This is a genomic window from Anaerobacterium chartisolvens (assembly GCF_003337415.1).
In the GTDB taxonomy this organism is placed as follows: Bacteria; Bacillota; Clostridia; order Acetivibrionales; family DSM-27016; genus Anaerobacterium; species Anaerobacterium chartisolvens.
The window spans coordinates 34197-53349 of sequence record NZ_QPJT01000011.1 but is presented as its reverse complement, the minus strand read 5'-3'; the positions used below and the strand labels follow the sequence as shown (position 1 = coordinate 53349).

Here is a 19153-nt window from a genome sequence, read left to right as displayed (position 1 = left end):
GTTACGTTTGTAAATAGAATTTAAATTTAAACGTAAATCACAAAAAAGTACGCAGTTTTTAAAAGTAAAATTTGACATAATAAATCCAGTGATGGCAAAGCTTTAAGTAGTGTTTAAAAAGTTTTAACTGTCAAAGGCTCAAGTTTTGCCGTGCATTGTACTTTATAGTCTATAATTGTTAGTTTTTGTACTTTTAAATGCTGTACGTCATCTTCCACACCCAAAGCTTCAGAATATAAGGTTTCAAATTTTTATTTAAAATAACTTATGGAAAGAGAAAGCTTATGAGACACTCAAATCAAGAGAAAGACCAAATCGCAATAATCGGAATAGGCTGCCACCTGCCGGGGGGTGTACAATCACCCGAGGAATTATGGAGCCTCTTAATTAATAAGTCCGACGCAATTACTGAAGTCCCTAAAGATCGCTGGGATAAAAGGTTATTCTTTGATGCTGACAAGGAAAAGCCCGGTAAAACATATGTCGTTCAGGGAGGCTTTCTTAAGGAAGACATAACGCTGTTTGATTCCATGTTTTTTGGAATTTCCCCAAGAGAAGCCCCAAATATCGATCCCCAGCAGAGAATGCTGCTGGAGGTAACATATGAGGCCATAGAAGATGCGGGGCTGCAGCTTGAATCACTCAGAGGCAGGAATGTGGGGGTATTTATAGGAGGATTTTTTGCAGACTTTTTTTTAATGCAGTTCAATCCGATTAACCGTGATGCTATTAATATGCATACGGCAGCCGGATTTTCTCTGGGAAACCTCTCCAACAGAATTTCCTACACCTTTGATTTCAGAGGCCCAAGCCTTACCATAGATACTGCCTGCTCCTCATCTCTCGTAGCAATACACCATGCATGTCAAAGCATATGGAATAATGAAAGCTCTCTGGCAATAGCCGGAGGGGTTCATATTATGCTCAGGCCGGAGTCCTTTATAAGTGTGTCTAAAGGCGGCTTTCTGTCTCAGCATGGCAGATGTAAAACCTTTGACATTGAAGCGGGAGGCTATACGCGCAGCGAGGGGGCTGCCAGTATTATTTTAAAGCCATACAGTCAGGCGTTGGCGGATGGAGATGCTATATATGCGCTGATAAAAGGGACGGGCGTCAATCAGGATGGCCAAACTCCTGCAATTACAATACCCAATGCCGAAGCTCAGGAAGCTCTCATAAGACGAGTTTATAAAGAATGCGGTGTCAGCCCGTCGGATATTTATTATATCGAGGCACATGGAACGGGAACTCAGGCAGGCGATCCTGTGGAATTAAAAGCTATCAATGCTGTCATAGCTGAAAATAGAAATGCTGATGAAAAGGTTTTGGTGGGTTCGCTGAAGTCAAATATGGGGCATATGGAAGCCGTCGCGGGAGTAAGCGGGCTTGTAAAGGCTGCGCTGTGCCTTAAGAAAAAAATGGTTCCTCCAAATATCCACTTCAAAGTGCCCAACCCAAAGCTGGAATACGACAGCCTATTCTTAAAAGTGCCTGTGGAGGTTGAAGAGCTTCCCAAAAACAAGCTGTTAACAGCCTCTGTAAACAGCTTCGGTTTTGGCGGAACAAATGCACATGCAGTATTGCAAGAGGCTCCCGCCATAGCCCTCAATGCTCCGGCAGAGTCGGGGCAAAGACCCTCCTTATCCATTCTTCCTGTTACCGCAAGAAGTGAGGACGCGCTTATTCAGTTGGCAAAGGACTATATTGACATCATAAAAGATGATGAATTTGCAACAAACGACATAATATATACCTGCGCCAAGCGCCGTTCCCATCATCAGCTAAGGCTTGGTATAGCCGCGCAGTCCCGGGAGGATATGGCAAGGCTTCTTGAAGCATATGTAAACGGCCAATGTGTTAAAGGGATTGTATCAAATAATGCCGATATTAAAACCCAGCCTAAAATTGCCTTTATATATACCGGCATGGGGCCGCAATGGTGGAAAATGGGACGCGAGCTGTATGAAAATGAGCCGGTATTCCGCCAAATGCTTGAAAAATGTGATGAAATATTCAAGGGCTTCTCCGGGTGGTCTATTCTTGAGGAAATGCTTAAGGATGAGCACACCTCAAAAATGGCAGAGACAAAGGTTGCCCAGCCTGCGAACTTTCTTATGCAGGTGGCATTGACAGAGCTTTTAAAAAGGTTCGGTATTACGCCTCACGCAATTGCAGGACACAGCGTGGGAGAGGTTGCCTCGGCGTATTGCTCAGGTGCCCTGTCGCTTGAGGACGCCATATTGGTCAGCTACACCAGAAGCCGTTTGCAGCAGACAACAGCGGGTCAGGGAAAAATGCTTGCAATAGGCCTTTCAGAGGAGGAGGCTTTAGCTGTGCTTGTCTCCTACCCGGATATATCCATTGCCGCAATAAACAGTGCAAACTCTGTCACGCTTGCAGGGGAAGAGGATCATCTGCTTGAAATATCCAAAGCCCTTGATGAAAGGCATGTCTTCAACAAGCTCATGAATGTTGAGGTTCCGTATCACAGTGCTGTTATGGATCAAATAAAGGATGAGCTGCTTGAGTCGTTGGAATTCCTCAAGCCATCAAAGGAAATCTATCCCCTGTATTCAACCGTCACAGGGGATGTTATTAACGGCGGCTCAATAAATGCTGAGTATTGGTGGAATAATGTCCGCCAAACAGTACGTTTTGCAAAGACATGCAGCAAAATGGTTGAAGACGGGTACACTCTGTTCTTGGAAGTGGGGCCGCACCCGGTATTAAAGACCTCTATAAAGGAATGTCTGCAAAATGCCGGCAGCAAGGGCATATGTCTTCAAACCCTTAACCGCAAAGAGCCTGAGCTTGTTTCTTTCTATGAAGCAGTCGCACAATTCTATACTTTGGGAGTTAATATTGATTGGAGTCCTTTTATCTCAGGCGGTAAAATGGTAGATTTGCCAAGATACCCTTGGCAGAAGGAAAAATGTCCGTTTAACGAAACTGAAGCATCCAGAAATGACCGTTTAGGCTCGGAGGGACATTTATTCTGCAATAAAATTGTATCCTCTCCTCATTTATCATATGAGGTTGAGCTCAATCAACACCTGCTACCGTTCCTTAACGACCACAGGGTGGAAAGCAATATTGTTTTCCCCGGAGCGGCATATGTTGAAGGGGCATTGGCGCTGTTTAACGCTGAAAGACCTGACAGCACCGGCTGCTGCCTTGAAAATTTAAGATTTCACAATATGCTGTCCATTAACGGCAAGGAGGTTCAGCTATTACATTCATATCTTGATACCAAGAACAGGGATTATGGCATTTACAGCCGCTCAAACAGCAACAACGGTTGGATGCAGCACGCAAGCGGGCGTATTCTTCATGAGCCGGTATCAAAAAACGCAAAGCCTCTGGCTGAAATATCCCGGTTAAAAAATCAATGTCCCGAGGTACTCAGTGTAGAACAGTTCTATAAGGATCTGGCTTCCTTAGGACTGCAATACTATCCCTACTTCAGAACCGTTAAGGAAATCTATCGCGGTGACAAAGCTATAGTGGCAAGAATTGAGGCCTCCGCTTCACTTACCGATGTTGATAAATATTTCCTGCACCCCACCGTGCTCGATGGAGCAATACAAACTCTGGCGGCTTTATTTGATAAATTGGTCATTCCGGCTAAAATAGGCAGGGTAAATTACTACAACTCACCGGGAGGCTGCTGCTGGAGCTATCTTAACATAGTTAATACAACACAGGCTTCAATCACGGGGGATCTATACCTCCTCGACGGAGACGGAAATGTATTTGCCGAGCTTCTGGATTTGGAGTGCCAGCGTGTTCCCAAGGATGAAGCTTGGAAAGACCACGTTATGGATTCATGGATATATGATATTGTATGGGAAGAATCGCAAAAGCCCAAAACAAGCTCCTGTGACCCATATTGGCTGATATTTGCCCATGATAACGCTGAAACCGACGCAATAGCCGGCACAATCTCAAAGCATGGGCATGAGTACAGGCTGGTAAACGCAGGCGATTTATCCACAGACGGCTATGAAAAAATCCTATCTGTTTTTTCCGATATAAAAACAGATAAAAAAGTAAATATTCTTTACATCCCCTCCCCTTCCGCCAATGATACAGAAGATACCGACACGGCAAGGCGGGCTATGGATTACAGCCTGCAAGCGGTATATATTATACAGGCCTGGTCCAAGTCCCATGGTGATGAAGATTTAAAAGTGGGGATTATTACATATAACGCATATGAAGTGACAGGCAATGAGACACGGCTTAATTTGCAGGCAGGCGGCCTTACAGCTTTAAACAGGCTTATAAGCAATGAACACCTGAACATTGTCTGTAAAAACATAGATCTTGATGTGAATCCCGATGAGCCAGTGCTGTCATCGGCAATAGATGAAATGCTGTCCGACAATAATGACGAAGATGTGGCATACAGAGACCATACAAGATATGTGCGGCATATAATTCATACAAGGCTTGCTGAAAACGACGGTTCGGTTCCCCAAAAAGAGGTTTTTACAAATGATGCTAATATCAGCCTTGAAATAGGTAATGTCGGAAAACCCGACAGCTTATACTTCAGGGAATTTTCCGACAGGCACCCGGAACCTGATGAAATAGAGATCATGGTAACGGGCTGTGGTATAGCCGCTCAGGATGCTTATGAGCTTATGGGCAGAATTCCTCCTAAAATGGCGGGCGCAAAGGAAGCAAAGCAGGTATTGGGCACAGAATGCTGCGGCACGGTAAGCAGAGTCGGCCGGAATGTAAGCCTCTTTTCTCCCGGAGACGAAGTAATCGCCTGTGTTGAAGGCGGCAGCATAAAATCCCGCGTGAATGTAAATCAAAATGGCTATGTTATGAAAAAGCCTCCGTATATGGCATCCGGAGATATAGTCAGTATAGCTCCATTTATACTTGCCGTCCATGGGCTTATCAATATTGCCGGTATCCAGAAGGGCTCAAAGGTGCTTATTCACGATGCCGCCGGAGCAGTTGGATTGGCAGCGGTTGAGGTAGCCCGGAAAAATGAAGCGGAAATATACGCAACCGCAAAAAACAGTAAGCAGATTGAATACCTTAAGGCGTTGGGAATAGGCCATGTAATGGATATTAACTCTCTGGATTTTATAAATGAAATATATACGGCAACCGACAAAGCCGGAGTTGACATAGTGTTCGGGGAAATTTCCGGAGAAAAAAGAACTCAGAGCTTAAGACTTTTGGCTCAATACGGCTGCTTTATACAGGTGGGTAAAAATGATTCCTCTGAAGAAATACGCTTAACAGGTAATTTACTGAATAAAAACATATCAATTTCATCAATAGATTTAGAAAACATCTGCAATAACAGCAGGACGGGTCTTAAAGTCTGGAATCAGGTTCGCGAAGGCTTTTTAAGCGGAGCGTATGCCCCGCTTCCTCAAACCGTCTTTGACGCACAGAACGCCGCCGATTGCTTTACTGCGGCCTATCAGTCGGAAAGCATAGGCGCGGTCAGTCTTAAAATTTCAGACTGTAAAATTCATTTGCCCTCAGAGGTGTCAAAAGAAATTGTTAAAAAGGATTCCACATACATAATAACCGGAGGCACAAGGGGGCTTGGTCTGGAAATCGGCAAATGGCTGGCTTCCAAAGGTGCAGACAGCCTTGTGCTGATAAGCCGTACAGGAGCTTCGACCGATGAAGCAAGGGAAGCCGTTGCAGCTATGGAGAAATCGGGAGTAAATGTTATGGCAGCGGCAATTGATATTGCGGATTATAACGAGGTTTGGAAGTTGATTAACGAAACGGCTCAAAAAATGCCCCCCATAAGAGGAATATTTCATGGAGCAATGGTGTTGGATGACGGCTTTATTGAGGATATGACCCAAGCCAGGCTCACGAAGGTTATGCTGCCAAAGGCGGCGGGGGCCATGAATCTGCACAATGCCACCTTAACACAGCCGTTGGACTTCTTTGTTTCATTTTCTTCCATAGCCTCTCTAATAGGCAATACAGGGCAGGTTAATTATGTTGCCGCAAACTCCTTTCTGGAAGCCTTTGCGTATTACAGAAAGTCTCTGAGGCTTCCGGCGACAACAATAAACCTTGGGGTGCTGGCAGAGGTGGGTGTTACCTCAAGAAACAGCGAGGTTATGACTTTATTGGAGCAAGCCGGTATCGGCGGCATGAGTATAGAGCAGGTAATGTATTCCCTTGAAACCATTGTTGACAGGAAACCGGTACAGACAGGCTTATTTAAAGTGGATTGGAAGCTGTGGTCGCAAAAAAACCCCGGGACTGCCAGGTCTGCGAGATTTAGCAGGCTTGTAACACAGGATTCGGGAAGCGATATCCCCGGGCATCTCAGAGTTCATTTGGAAGCAATGCTTGAATTGGATAATGACGCGAGAATAGGCTATATTGAAAATCTTCTTGTTAAGGAGCTTGCAGCGGTATTAAGACTCCCGGCGGATAAAATAAATAAGAAAAGGCCCGTCATGGAGCAGGGAGTGGACTCGTTAATGACAGTGGAGCTAAGAAACAGGCTGTGTGAATTGTTTGCTGCTCCATTGTCTGCGGCACTGTTTTTCAATTATCCTACAGTTGAAAAAATGGCCGAATATTTTATAAAAAATGTTATCAGCTTTGAGGGGATATTAAGCAGCAGCGAGGGCGAGGAGGAAGCATCGGGATCAGATGCCTTGAAGGACTTGGAAAGCCTACTTAGCCGCATAAGCGATTAGGCTTTTTATGAATAAAAATTGCTTGCATCATTATAAACATTTGTTGTATGGATTGAGGAGGCAGGTTTTTTGATATGGCTGGTATTGAGGAAAAATATGAAAAGGCCTTAAAAAAGGCAACCGAAACAATAGTTAAGCTGGATGAGGAAATAAGGTCGTTAAAAAAGCAGCATTCTATCGCTGTTGTTGGAATGGCGTGCAGGTTCCCCGGAGGGGCGAATTCCCCAGAAGAATTCTGGCAGCTTCTTTCCCAGGGCAGGGATACGGTATCGGAAATACCAAAGAGCAGATTTGATATAAATAAGTATTACAGCCCCGATATGGATGCCCCCGGCAAAATTTATACAAGGTACGGCAACTTCCTGAATGTTGCTGTGGACGAGTTTGACGCCTCTTTTTTTGAAATAGCCCCAATAGAAGCGGAAAGCATGGATCCGCAGCAGAGGCTGTTATTGGAGGTTAGCTGGGAAGCCCTTGAGAATGCGGGAATTTTTCCGGCAAACATAAGGGGCAGCAAGACGGGTGTTTTTATCGGAAGCATGGGTAATGAGTTCCAGAACCTGTTGCTTGGGACAAGCAAGGAAATAACCCCTTATTGTGCGACAGGCGTATCTCCGTTTGCCGCCTGCGGAAGGCTGTCATACTTTTATGATTTTAACGGCCCCAGCATGTCCGTTGACACAGCCTGCTCCTCATCTCTTGTGGCACTGCACTATGCCTGCGAGAGTCTGAGAAATAAAGGCTGTGATATGGCAATGGTTGGAGGAGTCAGCCTTATTCTGATACCTCAGTATTACATGGCGCTTTCCAGGCTGAAAGCAATTTCCGCAGATGGCAAAAGCCGGAGCTTCAGTGCGGATGCCGATGGCTATGGAAGAGGTGAGGGCTGTGGCTTCGTAATAGTTAAGAGATTATCCGACGCCCTTCGTGACGGGGATAATATTCTAGCTGTCATAGAAGGCACAGAGGTTCTTCACGACGGTAAAAGCAACGGCCTTACGGCTCCTAACGGGCTGGCACAGGAAAGGCTTATAAAATCCGCATTGACAAAGGCAGGTGTATCGCCAAAGGATGTCGACTATATTGAAGCACATGCCTCGGCTACTCCCTTAGGTGATCCCATAGAAATAAATTCACTTAACACAGTTTACGGCGGCGAAAGGATTAAGCCGCTTCTTGTCGGCTCTGTAAAATCCAACATAGGGCATCTTGAAGCAAGTGCGGGCATGGCAGGCCTTATAAAGCTAATACTCAGCATACAGAACGAAATGCTCCCTCCCAGCATAAACTGCGGGCAATTAAATGCCGAAATCCCATGGAGTAACATACCCGTTGAAATAGTAAAATCTCCTACGCCATGGAAGCGTGGAACTAGAACCCGTATCGCAGGCTTAAGCTCATTAGGCTTAGGAGGTACGATAACACATGTTATTGTCAGGGAGCCGCCCCAAGTAGATGCTTTGCCTCAAGCTCCGGGGCTTGAGATGATCCTTACCCTGTCGGCAAAAACAGATAATGCAATCATGGATATGGCGAGGAAATACCTTCGGTATATTCAAAGCACATCCGACAACATTGCCGATATCTGCTACTCCTCTAACATCAGCAGATGCTATTTCCCTGTAAGAGCTTCTTTTGTCGGCTCTACCAGAGAGGCGTTAGCAAGGAAACTGGAGGCATATATAAGCAGGTCAAAAAATACCGCCCCGATAGGCTTGGATAATAAATCCATTGTATTTCTTTTTACCGGCCAGGGCTCCCAGTATCCCGGCATGGGAGGAGAATTGTACCGGCTTTTTAAGGTTTTTAAGGATTCCATGGATGAGTGTGACAGGCTATTTAGCCGGCATATAGATAAATCCGTTATAGATTTATTATACTCTGAGGCTTCAAATAAGGAAACCCTTGAAAAGACCGTTTACACCCAGCCCGTTATTTTTTCACTTGAATACTCACTCTCTAAGCTGTGGGAATCCTTCGGAGTTAAGCCGGACTACGTAATGGGACACAGCATAGGATCCTTTGCCGCCGCCTGCATAGCGGGAGTATTTACACTTTCCGACGCTGTTTATCTGGTCGCTTCCAGAGGCAGTATTGTACAATCCCTTCCAGGCAATGGAATGATGGGTACAATACTTTCCAATGAGGAAACGGTAGCCTCGCTGATAAAGGAATCGGGACTTTGTGATGTTTCAATCGCTGCCGTAAATAACAGGGACATAGTCACAATATCAGGTGCAAAGGACAGTGTTGAGCTTATTCTGAATAAAGCGCGGGAAAACAAAATCTTCACCGAACGGCTTTCTATATCTCATGCCTTCCATTCGCCAATGATTAATGCCGTACTTGGAAAATTTAAAGAAGCGCTGGATGTTGTTACATTCTCCAAGCCCAAAATCACTATAATATCCGATCTGACGGGAAAACCGGCGCAGCCCGATGAAATAACAACACCCCAATACTGGTTGCGTCATATTTCAATGCCTGTCAGGTTTTATGACGCCATACGTACAATAGAAGCCAAAGGGGCCTCCATTTTTATTGAGGTTGGCGCAAAGGCATTGCTTTGCGGCTTCATACAGGAAAGCGTCAATAAAAAGGATATTTTGTGCCTGCCCTCCTTAAGAGAAGCAAAATCCTCCTGGGAACAAATGCTGACCAGTATTTCTTCATTATATAAAAACAATATAGACATTAACTGGAATTCCCTTTCGGAAATTTATAAAAACGCAAGAAAAACAGCTCTGCCCAACTACCCCTTCCAGAAAAAGAGCTTCTGGTTTAAATCAAATACCCAAACAGCATCTGAGCCTACGGCAGATAAAAATGTAAAAGGCTTCAACAACTTAACGGCACGAGAAACGGAGGACGTTCATATGGATATCACAGCCCTTGAGGAACAGCTAAAGCTATTGATAAATGAGATAACCGGCCTTGAAATAAATGAGATAAAATCAGATACGGATTTATTCACTCTTGGATTTGATTCATTAATGCTGGTTCATTTAAGAAATAAAATTGAAAAGGAATACAGTGTTGATGTGACGTTGAATAAATTTATGGTTGACTTACGCTCTGTAAAGATGATCGCCGAGTACCTTAAAGAAAAGATGCCGGTAAAATCAATGTCGGAGGAGGCCTGTGAATGCATTCCCTTAAGCAATACAATTCCCGCAGCCGTCGACAGCAATTTACAGAGCAGCGGCTTACAAGGCATTATAAATCAGCAGCTTGAAATTATGCATAAGCAGCTTGATACATTAAACAGGCTAAACGGCGTTGACACGGTGGCAAACAGCGGCACCTCACTTACACCCGCACCCGCTTATCAAAGCTCCTTGGATAATCATGCAAAACCGGTGGACAAAGCACAGTCTGCATCCTTTACCCTGCGTGCTATGAAATTTGACGACGATCCCTTTACCGAGGAGCAGAAGCTATTTGTTGACAGCCTTGTTAAAAGGTATAATGAGCGCACCAAAAAATCAAAAGAGTATTCTCAGAAAAGCCGTGCGGTTTTGTCAGACTGGATAAGCTCATTAAACTTCAGAATGAGCTTTAAAGAAATGATATACCCACTTCAGGCATTAAAATCCAAGGGCTCCCGTTTCTGGGATGTCGACGAAAATGAATATATTGATATGGCAATAGGCTATGGTGTAAACTTTTTTGGAAACAGCCCCCAGTTTATTATAGACGCTGTTCAAAATCAGCTTAAGGAGGGATGGGAGCTCGGCCCCCAAACAGACCTCGCAGGTGAAACAGCCGCGCTTATATGTGAAATGACGGGCTGTGAAAGAGTGGCCTTCGCAAATACCGGGTCTGAAGCTGTTATGACGGCAGTGAGGATCGCAAGAACTGTTACTCAAAGAAGCAAGGTGGTTCTTTTTAAGGGTGCCTTTCATGGCAACAGCGATATTATATTGGGTATCTCCATGGGAAATAAAACAGTCCCTACCTCCCCCGGAATCATGCAGGGTGCGGTAGAGGATGTGGTTGTTCTGGAGTATGGCGCGCCTGAAACCCTTGAAAAAATCCGTGAAATCGGGCATGAGCTTGCGGCTGTCCTTGTAGAGCCGGTGCAGAGCAGAAACCCCGAGCTGCAGCCCAAGGAATTCCTGCATAATGTCAGAGCCATTACACAGCAAATGGGATCGGCATTAATTTTTGATGAAATTATTAACGGCTTTAGAATTTGTCAGGGCGGGGCTCAGGCGCATTTTGGCGTAAAGGCCGATATCGTGACTTATGGAAAGGTTATAGGAGGCGGCTTCCCTATCGGCGTAATAGCCGGAAAGGCAAAATATCTTGATGCCGTTGACGGAGGCTGGTGGCAATTCGGAGATGGCTCATATCCTGCAAAAGAGGTAACCTCCTTTGCAGGCACCTTCTGCAAGCATCCTGTCTCACTTGCGGCGTGCAGGGCGGTTCTTCTTAAGATGAAGGAGGAAGGCAACGCGCTTCAGGAAAGGGTCAATAAGCTCACTTCCGACACGGTAAATACTCTGAATAACTATTTTGAGGACAATGACGTTCCCTTAAGGATAAAATACTTTGCCTCCCAATTCAGATTCGACGGCTATGGAGGCTTGGATTTAAGAAAGCTCCCTATTGAAATAGAGCTTTTCTTCTACCTGATGATTCACAAGGGAATTTATGTCTGGGAAAAACGCATATGCTATTTCAGCACAGCCCATACGCAGGAAGACGCAAACAAATTCATAGACGCAATAAAGGAAAGTGTCTCAGAGCTTCGTTCAGGAGGATTTGAGTTCACTTCAAAAAAAAAATCAACCGAATCAAGGCTGATCCAAAGCAGGCTTGGGGACAATTACTTTAGCATGTCGGCACTTCAGAAGGGCCAATTTATACTTGACAAAATGGTGAAGGACAACCTTGCCTATCATATATCCGGCGCTATGATGGTTGAGGGGCCTTTAAGCCTTGAAAAGGTCTCCCTAGTGCTTGGGCAATTGGCAAAACGGCATAAGCTGCTCAGCACAGGCTTTGAGCTTAAGGACGGAAAGCCGGTTCAGAAGGTTCATGAAAATGTCTGCTTTGAGCCAATATATAAAAAAGGAAATGAGGAGGACCTTAAAAAGCATATTGAAGAGTTTATCACGGCATTTGATTTGGCTAAACCTCCCTTGGCAAGGGTTTTAATTGTTGAAATAAGCCCCGTAAGGTTTTTGTTTGCCGTAGATTTTCATCATATAATTTCCGACGGCATATCAATGGGTATATTCATTCAGGAATTTATAAGCCTGTATGAGGACAGATACTTGCAAATGCCCGCCAAATGCTACAGGGATTATATTGAGCTTGAAGAAAGGTATTTTATGGAGGGAGAATTCAGCTCTCATAAAAAGTTTTGGAAGGAAAAGCTTTCAGGTGAGCTTCCGACTCTTATGCTTCCCACCGATTTCCCACGCCCCGAAAAGCAAAGCTTTAGCGGCAACAGGATATGCTTCTCAATACCTGAAGAAAAAACCGAAAATATGAAGGCTTTTGGCAAATCCACCGGCACCAGCCTGTTTATGATAATGTTTTCATTGTTTGACGTTTTACTAAACAGCATTTCAGACTGTGATGACATTATTATAGGTATACCGATGTCGGTACGCCTTGAGCAAGGCTTTGAGAATTGCTTCGGACTTCTTACAAACTCGGTGGCCTTCAGGACATATCCGTCCTCTGAAAAAAGATTTACAGACCTTTTAACTGAAGTAAAAAGCGAAATGCTCAATATGTTTGCTTATGGCGGCTATCCCTTCAGCCATATGGTAGAGGAGCTTAAAATTAAAAGAATTCCGGGACGCAACCCCGTTTTCGACGTAATGTTCAGCTTTGAAAACGCAAACGATCAAATTTTAAAAATCAGGGATTTGACCTTTACCAATTACCAGTACGACTTAAAGCATGTAACATTTGATATTAATTTTGAGTCAATGGAAAAGGAAGGCCGTATAGATGTATATTTTAACTATAATACAGGCTTATTTAAGAAGGAAACGGTATCAGCATTTATTAAATGCTTTGAAAAAATTGTCGATTTGGTTTTATCCGATAACAATATCCTTATCAGTGATATAAAGTCACATATTGATAGCGCATATTCAATAAAAAAGGTAAACAAACTTATGAATATTTCAAAAATCAGCTTTAATTGTTAAATTATTTAAACAAGTGCTGAATAATATTAATATTCCATATATAATATTGTTTGGAAGCCGTTACATGAAAGGGGAAAATTTATGTCAGTAAAAACAGCAAGAGCATCCGGTGTGGCAAATGTTGAAATTGATTATTCAAAATGTACCGCCTGCGGATTATGTGCGGATATATGCGGGGGAGGTCTTGTCGGGGCGATATTTAAGGAAAATGGAAAAATGGTAGTGGATCAGCAAAGGCATTTCGGCTGTATCGGCTGCGGTCAATGTATGGCAATTTGCCCGGAAAATTGCATATCTGTTGAAGGAAGAACCATATCTAAAAATGACACCATAGATTTTGTTAAGGAACGCAAGCCTTCCTATGAGGAGTTTTTCAGTCTCCTGTCCTCAAGGAGAGCGGTAAGAAACTATTTGGAAAGGGACGTGGAGCAGGAAAAGATTGATAAGATAATTGAGGGAGTTAAGCAAGCGCCTGTTGGGCTGCCGCCATCAGATGTGGAAATTCTGGTTTTAAAGGGGCATAGCAAGGTCAGAGAATTCGTAACAGATATTATAAATGCTATTGACCATAGAAAGTGGATTTTCGGGCCTGTTATAAGATCCTTTATAGGTCTGTTTTCAAAAGAAACAGCAGATCTGTTCGAAACATACCTTTACCCTACAGCACTATTTTATATCCGGGATCTTAAGGCTGGTAAGGATGGGCTTTTATTTAACGCCCCGTTGGTTTTATATTTTCATGCCTCCAAGTATGCAGACCCGGCGGACGCTTTCATTGCCGCAACATATGCAATGCTTACGGCGGAAGCCTTAGGTCTTGCAACTTCTTTTGCAGGCACATCCTCAAACTTCCTGCGGCACAATGGAAAGCTGAAAAGAAAGTATAATATCGGAAAAAACAACAGGCATGGAATCGCACTTCTTATAGGATATCCCAAATATGAATATAAAAGAAGGCTTCATAAGTCCTTATCAAATGTTTTCTATTACTGATACTATAATTTTTAACCAATTGCTTTTTGCCTGTTGTTAATGTTTAACCGTTAAGCACCAGAAAAATTAAAGATTATTTAGGGAGGCGTTAATATGAATTTAATTGAAGTAAAGGATGTATCAAAAAGGTTTGGCAGCTTGATAGCGGTAAACGGAGTAAGCTTTGAAGTTAAAAGCGGAGAGGTTTTTGGATTATTAGGACCAAATGGTGCCGGAAAATCCACTCTTATATCAATGGTCACAACACTGGTCAGGCCGGATAGCGGCCGGATAACCATTGACGGAAACGATGTTATGCAAAAATCCAAGGAAGCACGAAAGGCTATAGGGCTGGTTCCTCAGGAAATAGCTCTTTATCCTACCTTGTCGGCCAGAGATAATTTGGTTTTTTGGGGAAGGATGTATGGGCTTGGCGGTAAGCTTCTTGATGAAAGAGTTGATATGGCTTTGGAAATAGCGGGATTAAAGGACAGGCAAAATGACAGGATTGAGACATATTCAGGAGGTATGAAAAGAAGAATAAATATTGCCGCCGCTCTGCTGCACAAGCCTAAAATATTGGTAATGGATGAGCCTACGGTGGGCATCGATCCCCAGTCAAGAAATCACATATTAGAGTCAGTTCTGAATCTTAATAAGGAAGGCATGACAATAATATATACAAGCCATTATATGGAGGAAGTTGAGTATTTATGCTCAAGAATAGCAATAATGGATCACGGCAAAATTATTGCATCCGGCTCCAAGGAGGAGCTAAGAAAGCTGGTGGGTGAATTTGACGTTATCAATGTGGATATTGCTAACCCTCCTTCCGGTCTGGAAGAGCTGGTGCAGCCCCTTAAGGGCATAACAAAAGTAATTTTAGACGGCAGCAAGCTCAGCGTATACGGAAAAGAATCCGGCGCAATGCTGGCGCCCCTAATATCAATCCTTGATGAATCAAATTGTAAAATCCATAATATCGGCATACAGGAATCAAACCTTGAAAGCGTATTTCTCCATTTGACGGGAAGAGCCTTGAGAGATTAACAGCTTGATATATCTGCTTAAGGGCTCCTTTAAAAATTTTTGTGTAGTTATTAAACTTATTAGGCGGGAGGATAGTTATGGTTTTACATATTGCATTAAAAGATTTAAAAATAATAGCCAAGGATATAAAAGCTCTTATAAGTCTCCTATTAATGCCGGTATTTATAATGCTTATTTTAGGAACTGCACTGGGGGCAATATTTGAAGAAGACAATGGCATCAGCAAATTCCCTATTTCTGTTGTTGACAAGGATAAGGGCTTCGACTCTCAGCTTTTCGTCGGAATCATCAGAGATTATTATGGCAGCATATTTGAGCTGGAGGAGGACACCGAGGAAGCTGCAATGAAAAAATTGAGATCCAATAAAGTAGCAGCCATAATTTTAATTCATGAGAATTATACTGTTAACCTCAGTAATAACAGAGAAGTGAAGGTAGACGTGCTCTCTAATAATGAAGAGGCATTAAAGGGAACCTTTACATTTGGTACGGCAAATGGCTATATGAATATACTCTCTATTAGCAGAAAGGGATATCATGCCTTTATGGAAACAGCAACGGCCTCAGGAAATAAGGATTTTATTGAAAGAGGCTTGAATGGAAATATTATGATGAAAATAGCCACAAGACTCAGTGAGGAGTTGATTGAATTTAAGGAATCAACTCAAAAGGAGACAAAGCCCATATCCTCACTGCAATATTATTCTGTTGCTATGCTGGTAATGTATATTCTTTTCAGCTCTGTCACCGGCGTGACCCTGATGCTTCAAGAAAAAGAAAACAGAACTCTGGGTAGGATAATTGGAGCAGGGGTATCAAAATTTGAATTGATTTTAGGCAAATGTATCGGTCTTGCAACCATCGGCGCTCTTCAATCAATAATACTGGTGATTTTCACCACGGTATTTTACAGGGTGGATTGGGGCGGCCCACTATATGCACTTATAATTCTCAGCCTTTGCCTTGTGTTTTTCAGCTCAGGATTCGGTATGTTTATAGCCGCTATAGGCAAAAATGTTAAAGCGGCAAATAATTTAGGTGAAGTTTTAATCATGATATTTACAGCTTTAGGCGGGGGTATGATGCCGTTCTACTTATTCCCGGACTTTATGAAAACAATATCAAGTATTACCCCTAACAGACATGCCATGGATGCATACTACAAGCTTATGCAAGGTACGGATTTTTATGCAATAGCTCCAAATTGCATTATACTTTTTGCAGCAGGCCTGTTATTTCTCATAATAGGAATTTCAAAATTTGAAACGGTGTGAGGTGATAGATTTGATGAAAGTACTTAATATATTAATGTTTGATTTAAAAAAATTAATACGGGATAAAAAGACCCTGTTATTTATGATATTAATTCCATTTGTAATGATAGTGATTTTTACTAATATTAATTATACAAATGAAACAAAAATCCCCTGCGGTATAGTTGACTTTGATAATAAGGAATTTTCCAAGGAGTTTATCAAGGAATTAAACAACGACGATATAGCCTCATTTACTGAAATGAGTGAAGAGGAGGTTGTAGGCCAGGTTCAGAAGTCTCAGCTTGAATTGGGCTTTATATTGCCCAAAGGGTTTACAGACGATATAATAAATGGGAAAGTTCCTCAAATAACCTTAATCAAGCTTACCGAATCTCCAAATTCCAAGGCTCTGGAATATTCCTTAAGAAAAGCATTGGTAAGAATGAGAACCAATGAAATAATCATTAACTTTTTTAAAGAGGTTTTAACCGACTTAAACATGGGCGATGACAAAGCCACTCTCGAAGCATTAACAAAAAACGTTGACAAGGCCTTAAGCATTCCTAATATCGTTACCGTTGAGCATATAAAGTTTACAGAAAATATTAAAAGCAAAAAGAATGGGAATAAGCTGACAACTACCATCGGGCTTATAGTAATTTTTTTAATGATGACTATGATGTTCTCCAGCGGCGGGGTTATTCTCGACGAGAAAAAAGACTATACCTGGTATAGATTGATTGTAACCCCCACCAATAGCTCTATAATCTATCTGGGCAATATTTTAAGCACATTTGTCAAGGGCTGGATACAAATTGCACTAACCATACTCTTCAGCCGGTTTGTTTTAGGTGTGGACTGGGGAAGCTCAATACCTGCCCTGATGTGTGTTATGACAGTATTTATATTAAGCGCCGCGGCAATGGGTATATTTTTATCCACAATAGTAAATACCAATGCACAGCTTACCTCCATAGCTTCACTGGCTGTTTTATGCACCTCCATGGTTTCGGGCTGTTTGTGGCCTCTGGAGCTTCAGCCGGAATTTATGCAGAAAATTGCTGTAATCTTGCCTCAATACTGGGTTATGAAGGGAATGAGAAGCATTATAGACAACGACCTTGGATTTGAAGCCATTTTAAGGCCTTCGGTTGTTTTGCTTATAATAAGCATAGCCTTCTTTATCATCATACTTGCAAAGGAGAGATTCGTTAATAAATTCCTGAAGAACACCTGATATTAAAATAAAAGAGGGGCTTCACCATTTATGGCGGGGCTTCTTTCTTTTCAACTGGTTTCAGGCAAGCCGCAAAGGATACATTCCAAGCCTACCTCTTTTGCTTTATGAGCTTGTCAACAAACTCCTCCACTTCCTTAAGCCCCACGCCGCTATTTTTTATCTTTAACGCAAGCTTAAAGTATGGGACAAATTCCTCATTGTCCTTACATTCCTTGCCTGAAAGAGAAACCTCATCCAAACCCTCCTGCTTATGATTGCTGTCTAGCTGATCGGTTATTCCCAATATGTAGTCTGCTGAAACATTAAAATACCTTGCTATAGATGTGATTGCATGTAAATCCGGCTCTCTCTGGCCCATTTCATACTTAGTTACAGCCTCTCTGCTTTTTCCCACAGCCTTGCCTACCTGAACCTGCGTTTGCCCCTGCTTCTCTCTTAAGTTTCTTAACCTCTCTGCGAAAACTGACATATTCGTCCTCCTATAAAAATAATTATATGATAATTTTTACGCAAAAAGCAACAACTCTTATCTTGAAACGCATATGCAAAGAATGCTCTGTACCGTACCGGCAGAATAGAAGGCACAATTAGAACGCAAGGAATCGCTATGCTTAAATAAATGTTATCCTTACGAGGCCCACCCCTTAAACTTGCTTATTTTAAAAGTATATCTATTTATTTCATATACCCCGGAATGCGTATTACCAATCATTATCTTTCCGTCAAAAAACTGTATATGCAAGGGGCTTCTGACGGTTTTTCCCGCATCGTCTCTTAATGCCGGGCTATAAACAGCGGAATACCCATTCTCACCCTCCACCGTTATCTCATCAAACGAGGTCACCAAATTCTTAATTCTTCCATCCTCATATAAGCCCAAAGAATTTGTATCGCCGTGTACTCCAACGGAATTTATGTCAAATGCAGCTATGCTACCTATGGGCGTGGGCACGGGTACAGACTTGAACGGCTCTACCGACTTAATGCTTCCCTCCGGGTAAAGGGCTATTCCGGTACGTACCGATATATTCCCAAAGGGCAGCCGCACCTCAAGGGAATCCTGAGGCCAGAGGGTAAGGCTCTTTACCGTGCCGCTTTTGTAAAAACAAATCCCTATCATCTTCTTTGTAAATTTACCGAAATCAAAGCTGAAATCAAACTCCTGCGCCATACCGTATTCATTTTCTTCCGACCAGTATCCCGTTATCCGTCCATTCAAGTGGAGTATTCTCTTTATGCTCCCATCCTCGTAAAAGCTGATAAACTCAACTGTAAAATCTCCTATAGGAGTTTTTACAACAGTTTGCTGCTGGAGCGAAATACTTTTTATAATGCCATTATCATAAAAATCTATCGGAGTAATAGGTTTTCTTCTATGCTCATCGTCCTTATAGTAGGGTATAAGCACCCCGTACTTTGTAACAAGCCTGTTTTCCCTGTTAACCATGCACTCCCGGACGCCCCCGTGAGCATATTCCTTTAAATATGTTATCCCTTCCAAAACTCCATATTCGGTAGTTATTGAATTCATCTCCCGACCTCCTTAAAATATTTTATAATATATACCACAATTACAGAAAATAAACTCCAAAGCTAAATATTTTCTCTTTCTGAAAAATTACTATCCATGATACTAGATTATACCACAAAATTCATTAAAAAGCTTGTGCCGCAAGCCCTATTGTATTTTTTATACAGAAAGCCTCTGATAATTGTATTGACACATTGCCGGGTTTGTGCCATTATATATTTAGGCCG

The 19153-nt window shown here is 42.6% G+C and carries 8 protein-coding genes; 6 read left to right on the top strand and 2 right to left on the bottom strand.

What is annotated here, in order from left to right:
* The first annotated feature begins 284 nt into the window (after positions 1–284).
* The 6 genes from DFR58_RS10745 to DFR58_RS10720 all read left to right on the top strand — a co-directional run bounded on the left by DFR58_RS10745 (position 285) and on the right by DFR58_RS10720 (position 17392).
* Positions 285–6704, top strand: coding sequence for a type I polyketide synthase (locus tag DFR58_RS10745; protein WP_114297852.1), 6420 nt, complete (start codon positions 285–287; stop codon positions 6702–6704).
* Positions 6705–6778: 74 nt separating this feature from the next.
* A complete protein-coding gene (locus DFR58_RS10740) occupies positions 6779–12877 on the top strand; it encodes a type I polyketide synthase (protein ID WP_114297851.1) in 6099 nt (2032 codons plus the stop codon).
* An 81-nt stretch (positions 12878–12958) separates the two neighbouring features.
* Positions 12959–13870, top strand: coding sequence for a nitroreductase family protein (locus tag DFR58_RS10735; RefSeq protein WP_114297850.1), 912 nt, complete (start codon positions 12959–12961; stop codon positions 13868–13870).
* 93 nt (positions 13871–13963) lie between these two features.
* Entirely contained in the window at positions 13964–14899 is a 936-nt protein-coding gene (locus tag DFR58_RS10730) for an ABC transporter ATP-binding protein (RefSeq protein WP_114297849.1), read from the top strand.
* Positions 14900–14976: 77 nt separating this feature from the next.
* The gene (locus DFR58_RS10725) at positions 14977–16173 is read left to right on the top strand and encodes an ABC transporter permease (protein WP_114297848.1); all 1197 of its coding nucleotides are present in this window, start codon (positions 14977–14979) and stop codon (positions 16171–16173) included.
* A gap of 13 nt (positions 16174–16186) precedes the next feature.
* The gene (locus tag DFR58_RS10720; RefSeq protein WP_114297847.1) at positions 16187–17392 is read left to right on the top strand and encodes an ABC transporter permease; all 1206 of its coding nucleotides are present in this window, start codon (positions 16187–16189) and stop codon (positions 17390–17392) included.
* Positions 17393–17483: 91 nt separating this feature from the next.
* On the opposite strand, the gene DFR58_RS10715 is transcribed toward DFR58_RS10720, so the two are convergent.
* Together DFR58_RS10715 and DFR58_RS10710 are read right to left on the bottom strand one after the other, a co-directional pair.
* Positions 17484–17864, bottom strand: coding sequence for a helix-turn-helix domain-containing protein (locus DFR58_RS10715; RefSeq protein ID WP_114297846.1), 381 nt, complete (start codon positions 17862–17864; stop codon positions 17484–17486).
* Positions 17865–18023: 159 nt separating this feature from the next.
* Positions 18024–18926, bottom strand: a complete 903-nt coding sequence (locus DFR58_RS10710; RefSeq protein ID WP_114297845.1) for a hypothetical protein — start codon at positions 18924–18926, stop codon at positions 18024–18026.
* Between the last annotated feature and the right edge of the window lie 227 nt (positions 18927–19153).

Coding starts and splice junctions, on each gene's coding strand:
- DFR58_RS10745 (WP_114297852.1), top strand. CDS start 285: ATGAGACACTCAAATCAAGAGAAAGACCAAATCGCAATAATCGGAATA.
- DFR58_RS10740 (WP_114297851.1), top strand. CDS start 6,779: ATGGCTGGTATTGAGGAAAAATATGAAAAGGCCTTAAAAAAGGCAACC.
- DFR58_RS10735 (WP_114297850.1), top strand. CDS start 12,959: ATGTCAGTAAAAACAGCAAGAGCATCCGGTGTGGCAAATGTTGAAATT.
- DFR58_RS10730 (WP_114297849.1), top strand. CDS start 13,964: ATGAATTTAATTGAAGTAAAGGATGTATCAAAAAGGTTTGGCAGCTTG.
- DFR58_RS10725 (WP_114297848.1), top strand. CDS start 14,977: ATGGTTTTACATATTGCATTAAAAGATTTAAAAATAATAGCCAAGGAT.
- DFR58_RS10720 (WP_114297847.1), top strand. CDS start 16,187: ATGAAAGTACTTAATATATTAATGTTTGATTTAAAAAAATTAATACGG.
- DFR58_RS10715 (WP_114297846.1), bottom strand. CDS start 17,864: ATGTCAGTTTTCGCAGAGAGGTTAAGAAACTTAAGAGAGAAGCAGGGG.
- DFR58_RS10710 (WP_114297845.1), bottom strand. CDS start 18,926: ATGAATTCAATAACTACCGAATATGGAGTTTTGGAAGGGATAACATAT.